Consider the following 6,454-nt stretch of genomic DNA (forward strand, 5'->3'; position numbering starts at 1 on the left):
TCCACCGCCCGGTACACATTCTCGCCGCCGTTACGCTCGATCTCCCTCGAAATCACCGAGTGATGCCTGCCGAGCGCCTTCGCGATGAACCGCGCCGAACGATTCTTGCCCAACTCGCGGGAAATAACCTCCCGCTCCTCGATCGTCAACTGCTCCCGCCGACCCATCCACCATCCAGCCCCTCGACGCCAACACGATCATCCTATCGAGGCGTCGCTACGACCATTTGACCCCGCCCCCTCTCGGGTGGAGAGACGTTCCTGGCAAGCCTGGCCTTGGCCTTGGCGCTGGTGGAACTCACCTCTCGCGGTGGCGGACGAGTCGAAGCGCTGTTCCTCGACGAAGGATTCGGCTCCCTGGACACCAACATCCTCGGCGACGCCTTGGAGGCACTCACCCGCCAAGCCAGCGGCGGCCGGCTGGTCGCCGTGATCAGCCACATGCGTGACGTCGCCGAGAACTTCGACAACGTCCTCCTGGTTACCCGGTCCTTGGGCGGTAGCCAGGCGCGCTGGCTAACCTCTGCCGAGCGCGACCAGCTCGTCACCGACGAACTGACCTCTGGGCTGCTCACATAGCCACGAGCTGCCACGGAAGCCCGCTGTCTGGCCAGTTGCTCGACCGTACGTTCTAGTACGGCGGCCGCGGAACATTCGGTCCACGTCCGTCACCGAACAGGATGGGTAGCCGTGAACCTGCTGTCCGCTCCCGCCTGGCTCCTGGTCGCCCTGCTCTTCCTGCTCGTCGTCATCGTGGTCGGACCAGAGCGCCCCTACCAGCGCGCCGTCGGGCTGCTCCAGGCGTTCCGCGGGACCGGGCCGGAGGGCCAGCCGACGCCAGCGTCCAGCGAGGGCCCAGCAGCGCCCCGGCCACAGGGCTCGGAAGGGAGTGCCTCAGCCGACGAGCGGCACATCTGACCTACGCAGCAGCGAGAACGCGGTGACGCCGAGCCGTCAGTCCGCTGCGGCGGCGCCCGCCCGGCTTGACGGGTCATCCTTCGCTCGGAGGATCTACCTGTCGAATCGTGACGTCCTCGGGACGAGGATCGCGTCCAAGGACGAGACGGTGATGCTCCCGGCCGTGCTCGATACAGGTCGGCAGACGTAGGTCGCCGTCCACGAAGGAGCGGTCGCCCAGCAGCGGACTGTCAGCCGGCACCGAGCCGTGCGCGGTTTGCGTACACCGGCTCATGCCACACTCTCTGTCGTTCATCACCGGCATGATTCTCCACGATGGTCACCGCGCGTCGCAGTATGTCGGTGTGGTTCCCGCGATCCTCGACGCGATCGCGGCAGCCACACTCGCTGTGCCAGCTCGGTGCAGGCTGGACCGTACCTAGCGCCTCCGTGACCAGCGCCGTGAAATGATCGTCTACGTGAGTGCGGACCTGGAACAGATCGCCGGCCTGCTGCAGCAGCGCAACGCCCTCGACGCCCAGATCGCCGCCGTCATCGACCGACCGGTGACGGCCGGGCACCTCGGTGAGTGGATCGCGGCGCGCGTCTTCGGGGTGGAGCTCGAGCGATCGGCGACGGCAGCCGCGATCGACGGCCGTTTCACCTCCGGCTCGCTGCAAGGGCGGACCGTGAATGTGAAGTGGTATCCCAAGCGGGAAAACCTGCTCGACTTCACCGAGTCGGCCGCGCTGGACTACTACCTGGTCTTCACCGGTCCGGTCTCGCCGGCGGTCTCGTCACGCGGTGGATCCCGCCCCTGGATCATCACGGCGGTCTACCTGTTCGACGCTCAGAGGGTACTCGGCGATCTCCGCGCCCAACGCCTCAAGATCAAAAGTCCGGCGAGTGTGCGGGCTGCGCAGTGGGAAGCGGCCGAGATCTTCCCGCGGGCGAACAGCGACCTGCTGACGGTTGACCCGGAGCAGGCACGTCTGCTGCGCCTGTTCGCGCCGGCGGCGAGCAGTGCTCCCTGACAGTGGAGACGCTGCCGACACGGCCTCCGACGCCGTGACGCGGTCGCGGAGAAGCCGCTGACTCACCTGATGCACGCTCCGGCCCGTCGATCACCCCGAGCGGCTCGCCTTCCGGTTCCGTCGACGAGAACCGCAGCGAGCTCGATCAGCCGGTCGGCGTAGGCGAGCGTGTAGGCGCGACCGCCGGCGCCCCAGGGCAGGCCCGCGAAGGCGAGCAGGCCGGCGAAGAGCACGAGCAGCAGCGCGGGGAGTGCGCCAGCGACCGGCTGGACGATCTCGCGTAGCCCGGTGAGCCAGGGCAGGGGCATGGAGATATCTCCTCTATCCGAAACTCTTCATAGGGGTAGCGCTGCAATCGTAGGGTGGCGACCGCGAGTCGCGGTTATCGATCAGGGTGGGGAACCTGGGCGGCGCGCAGCTCGCCCGCGGTGCGGGTAGCTGTGACGCGCACGCACAGCGCCCACCACAGCAGCCGCCAGCCGCGGTAGTGAGTGCGGTGGTCGGCCCATTCCTCAACGAACCGCTCCCGGAACGATTCGGGAATAACCCGCGCTCCCCGAGCCAGCAGGTGATTAATGGCTCTATCGATTGGCCCGCCGGTCTGCGATCGGATCGCACCGCCGGCGTAGGCGACTCGGTTGCGCGCCTGCCGTGGAGATGCCCCCTCATCTCCCCTCCGCTCACGCAGGGAGCTTTCCGTCAAGGAACGGGCCCTTCTCCCGACAAGGGCGGCGCCAGCGATGACGACACCGCCGACAAACTGGCGGTACCAGCTGTGACGATGGCATCGGCGGGCACGAGGACGATGGCGGCGACAAGGATGACGCCGGCGGTGGCACTGCTGACAGCGCCGGCGACGCGTATGGCCCGGGCAGCGACAGAGCCGCGGACGATAGCAAGAACGGCGGCATTTGCGTGGAGCTCGGTGCCATCGGCGCGCATGAGGGTGATGCCAGCACCAGCAGCATCGGTACGGACAGCGGTGCCGTCGGGAGCGGTGACAGTGCAGGTGAAGGCGGTACCGTCTACCTCGGCGGCGCGGACTATGGTGCCATTGACGTGGGCGAGGACAGCGACGGCGGCGAGGACAACGACCGTGCAGGCGGCGGCGGTGCTGGCGATTCCGCTGTCTTCGAGTATGGCAACGGCGGCGAAGATGGCGGCAACTGCGGGGAGAAGGAAGTGGAAAGCGTCCAGGGTTTTGCCACGGGGCCGGGTCACGCGGTTTCCCCTTGGGGCCGTGCTGCTTGAGTCAAGCCGCCGAGGCGCCTCAGGGCGGTGGTCACAGCCTCCCGGGCGGCGGTCGCGCCATGGCCGGTGAGTCGGTACATCCGCCGACGTGGCCGCTCCAGCTCGGCGGGCTCACCTTCTTCCCAGTAGCTGGCCATCCAGCCGGCGGCCTCCAACCGGGCGAGGATCGGATAGATCGTCCCGGACGGGAACCCGGAGGCCTTGGCGAGGTCGAACCCGTAGTAGTCGGCGGTCGGGTTCTCCAACATCAGCCGGAGGACCGCCGCGGTGGGCAGCGTGATCTGCGGCCCGGACTGTCGACGTTTCCCCATGCCGCACAGCGTACCCGAAACTCTATATAGGGGTGGAGGGTAGCCCTCTTCGTACCACCTGCTGGCGGATCAGGCCACGCCCCGGTCGCCGCGCGGTGCCGGCTGGCCAGCACGCCCGGCGGCGTTCGGAGATTCCTTCGCAACGGTGGGGCCGCCCGATGGAGGCACAGCCGACCTGGATGCGGATAGGCCCTGGCTCTGCTCGGCGGCAGCCACCGCGCCCGCGGCGGCCCGCAGCGGCTCGCCGCGCCGGTCGACGCCTACCGGATGAAGGATGCCTTCGCTAGAGCAGCAACAGCTGTTCGCCGTCGGGAAGGTCAAAGTGGATCACGCGGCCAGGATCGATCTTTTCGGTGTCGATGATCTGCTGCGCCTCACGGGCGTTCCGCACAAAGACGGGCACGGCGGAGGGAAGCCGATGCATCGACGCCGGGCTGGGACGGAGGACGCCGTACCGCCGGTAGCGCTGGTAGATCGCGATGCCGTATGCGTTCTCCACGGTAGGTCCTTCAGAATCGAACTCGACGCGGAGGCCCTTCTTCCGCAGCGATCCGGTCACCGCGGCGCGAAACTGCTCAAGCTGCGTGGAGGACAGGTCGTCCCACCAGATGCGCGCGGCCTGCTGCTCGCGTTGCTCCTGCTGGAGCCGTTCCCGCTCGGCTGCCCGATCCAGCTCTTGCTGCTGGCGTAGTTCGGCTTCTCGCCTGGGTCGGCGCTGCTCGGCCTCGGCAGCCCACTTTCGCCGCAGCTCCTCCGCGCGGGCACGCTCGGCCTCCTGCCGGATCGCGCGTTGGCGTTCCTCTTCTCGTCGGCGGGCCTCGGCTTCCTCCTGGCGGCGCTGCTCGGCTTGTCGCTCCCGTTCCTCTTGCTGCTGCTTCCATGCTTCCTGGCGTTGGCGCATCGCGTCATGGCGGGCTTCGCTGCTGATACTTCGCGGGGTCGTCCAGATCGTCTGGCGGCGGGTGTAACGCCGCTGGTCGCCGTGCCAGATCCGTCGGTAGCGGGGCAGGATGCGGTGAGTGATCGTCTGCCCGTGCAGGACCCACCGGATGAAGGTGATCAGCGGCAGGTCGTCGACGATGCTCCAGACGCCGTCCTCGTAGTCGAAGCCGGCCACCCCGTCGACAACGGTCCACGGCCGCTCCCCGTGGGGATCACAGACCTGAATGGAGGGCACGACGCCCATCCAGGGCAGCCGCTCGGCGACACCAACCCAGCACACCCCGATGCCCTCAGCCTGGTAGCGGGATGTCCGATCATGAATGTCCTCATGGGTGATCGGCGAGAGCTGGGCTTCCCACGCCACGCGGCGGGTCCCGTCCGCAGAGAACGCGAGCACATCGGCACGCCAGGTTCCGTCAGCGGCGCGGACCTCCATCTGGGCGTGCCAGCCCACGGTTCGAATCGCCGTCGCCAATTCCAGCTTCAGTAAGTGATGCTCCAGCGATTCGTTGAGCCAGGAGCAGTCTGCAGGGCGCCCGGGGTCATGGGCGAAGTACCGCAGCTTGAAGGGGGAGAGCTTGGCGTGAACGCCGTGTCCGCATTCGGGACACCGCAGTGCGATCCGGGGCCGAACCTTGTACACCGACCCCCAGGCCAGACCGCAGCCGAGGTCCGGCAAGGTGGCGTCGATACGGCCGGCCTCGGGGTGGATCGCGGCGAACGCCATGTCAGCGACTGCGCTCGATCTGATGGCGACGGGCCGCGGGATCAGCGGATACACGGCGACAGGTTCCAGGACGAACTGAGCCATGCCCAAGGGAACGATCGTCCATGAATCATCCGTATCACCCCCTGTCGCCGACGGGTTCCGTTTCGCACCAGGCGGGCGGTCGGGTGCGCCGCCTGCGTGACGGTGATCAGCTTTCCACCCTCGCTCGCGCTGGCTCGGCCGATCGACACACTCGTCCCACCCAGCGCTCGAGGGCGCCCGCTGGTCTACGAGCCGAAATGGGACGGATTCCGCGATGTTGTCCACGGATCCCTAATCTGGTCGCGGCACCAGCGTGAACTGACCCGCTTCTTCCCGACCTGTCCCTGACGCTCGCCGTCGCTCTGCCTGGCGGGCTCGTGGTCGACGGTGAGGTGGTCTGCTGGGACTGCGCGGCCGGCCGGCTTGACTGCGCCGACCTCACCCGCCGCTCACGGCGGGGCGAGGCCTCGCACGGCGGGCGGCCGAGCACCCGGCTCAGTTCGTGGCGTTCGACGTGCTGGCCGCTGCCGCTGCCGTTGGCCGCCCGGTGCCAGGCATTCGTCGCGGAGCTCGCCGGCGTCGGGCCGCCGGTGACGCCCTCAGCAGGCGCCTTGCGCGCGATTGCTGGCTCAGGGCAGGGGCTGGCCGCAAGCTCCGCAGAATGCGGCCCCAACAGCACGTGGGGTGCCGCATCCAGTGCAGAAGCGTGCGCCGTGCCCTGGCGCGCCGGCAGCGACAATCGGCGAGGCAGCAACCGTAGACACGTTCAGGCGTGTAGCACTCTGGTGACTTCCGCCTACCCGCACTGCCGCCAGTAGCGCCGCTAGCTCGATTTCCAGTCGTGCAGGAATATACTTCTCGACGCCAAAGGTTGCCTCCGCATCGTCGAAAACAACCCGGAGCATGGTGTCCACGTGTCGTCGTGTTGTCAATACATTCATGATGGTTGCGAAGGCGGCTCCTTCCAATGCGCCAGAGATTCCGAATCCGCCGCCGAACCACCCGCCACCTGTGGTGTACTCGCCTGCGCCGCCAATCTGTATTCCGCGAATCTCGGTCGGAGATCGAACAAATCTGGCTGTCGGGGAGAACGCTGAAATTCCCGTCCCCGACAGTGCAATGATGGAAGCCTCGTCGGAGGCTACTAGTCCGATTTGAAGAGTGTGCATGATTCTGCTGTCATAGAAACATGATTATCGATGGACGGGCTCTTCCGCGGGAAACCCAAGAGGACATCCGCATGCGGGCTGTCGACCTCTTCGAGAAGAA

At 67.3% G+C, this 6,454-nt stretch carries 8 protein-coding genes and 1 pseudogene; 4 read left to right on the forward strand and 5 right to left on the reverse strand.

All coding sequences use genetic code 11. The features are described 5' to 3' along the window. A partial coding sequence (locus NBZ85_RS25810) for a helix-turn-helix domain-containing protein (RefSeq protein WP_261562771.1) occupies nucleotides 1-167 on the reverse strand: 167 nt, incomplete at its 3' end. A gap of 81 nt (nucleotides 168-248) precedes the next feature. Between NBZ85_RS25810 and NBZ85_RS25815 the strand changes: the two are divergent. From NBZ85_RS25815 to NBZ85_RS25830, 4 genes and pseudogenes are all read left to right on the forward strand, one after another. After that, nucleotides 249-578 (forward strand): annotated as a pseudogene (locus tag NBZ85_RS25815) (SbcC/MukB-like Walker B domain-containing protein); the annotation flags it as partial. 111 nt (nucleotides 579-689) lie between these two features. Beyond that, a complete protein-coding gene (locus tag NBZ85_RS25820; RefSeq protein WP_261562764.1) occupies nucleotides 690-917 on the forward strand; it encodes a hypothetical protein in 228 nt (75 codons plus the stop codon). 22 nt (nucleotides 918-939) lie between these two features. Next, nucleotides 940-1,107, forward strand: coding sequence for a hypothetical protein (locus NBZ85_RS25825; protein WP_261562765.1), 168 nt, complete (start codon nucleotides 940-942; stop codon nucleotides 1,105-1,107). A 268-nt stretch (nucleotides 1,108-1,375) separates the two neighbouring features. Beyond that, nucleotides 1,376-1,930 carry a hypothetical protein gene (locus NBZ85_RS25830; protein WP_261562766.1) on the forward strand — a complete coding sequence of 185 codons (555 nt, stop codon included), beginning with the start codon at nucleotides 1,376-1,378 and terminating at the stop codon, nucleotides 1,928-1,930. A gap of 62 nt (nucleotides 1,931-1,992) precedes the next feature. On the opposite strand, the gene NBZ85_RS25835 is transcribed toward NBZ85_RS25830, so the two are convergent. The 4 genes from NBZ85_RS25835 to NBZ85_RS25850 all read right to left on the reverse strand — a co-directional run bounded on the left by NBZ85_RS25835 (nucleotide 1,993) and on the right by NBZ85_RS25850 (nucleotide 5,245). After that, nucleotides 1,993-2,238, reverse strand: a complete 246-nt coding sequence (locus NBZ85_RS25835) for a hypothetical protein (protein ID WP_261562767.1) — start codon at nucleotides 2,236-2,238, stop codon at nucleotides 1,993-1,995. A 391-nt stretch (nucleotides 2,239-2,629) separates the two neighbouring features. Next, complete coding sequence (locus NBZ85_RS25840) at nucleotides 2,630-3,151, reverse strand: hypothetical protein (protein WP_261562768.1); 522 nt, start codon at nucleotides 3,149-3,151, stop codon at nucleotides 2,630-2,632. Next, nucleotides 3,148-3,492, reverse strand: coding sequence for a PadR family transcriptional regulator (locus NBZ85_RS25845; RefSeq protein WP_261562769.1), 345 nt, complete (start codon nucleotides 3,490-3,492; stop codon nucleotides 3,148-3,150). Before NBZ85_RS25845 ends, NBZ85_RS25840 begins: the two co-directional genes overlap by 4 nt. Before the next feature lie 283 nt (nucleotides 3,493-3,775). Then, on the reverse strand, nucleotides 3,776-5,245 hold the full coding sequence (locus NBZ85_RS25850; RefSeq protein WP_261562770.1) for a competence protein CoiA family protein: 1,470 nt from the start codon (nucleotides 5,243-5,245) through the stop codon (nucleotides 3,776-3,778). Between the last annotated feature and the right edge of the window lie 1,209 nt (nucleotides 5,246-6,454).

Source organism: Frankia tisae, from assembly GCF_025403405.1.
Lineage (GTDB): Bacteria > Actinomycetota > Actinomycetes > Frankiales > Frankiaceae > Frankia > Frankia tisai.

Excerpts from the sequence above, each read along its gene's own strand:
- NBZ85_RS25835 (WP_261562767.1), bottom strand. The coding sequence starts at position 2,238 with ATGCCCCTGCCCTGGCTCACCGGGCTACGCGAGATCGTCCAGCCGGTC.
- NBZ85_RS25845 (WP_261562769.1), bottom strand. The coding sequence starts at position 3,492 with ATGGGGAAACGTCGACAGTCCGGGCCGCAGATCACGCTGCCCACCGCG.
- NBZ85_RS25850 (WP_261562770.1), bottom strand. The coding sequence starts at position 5,245 with ATGGCTCAGTTCGTCCTGGAACCTGTCGCCGTGTATCCGCTGATCCCG.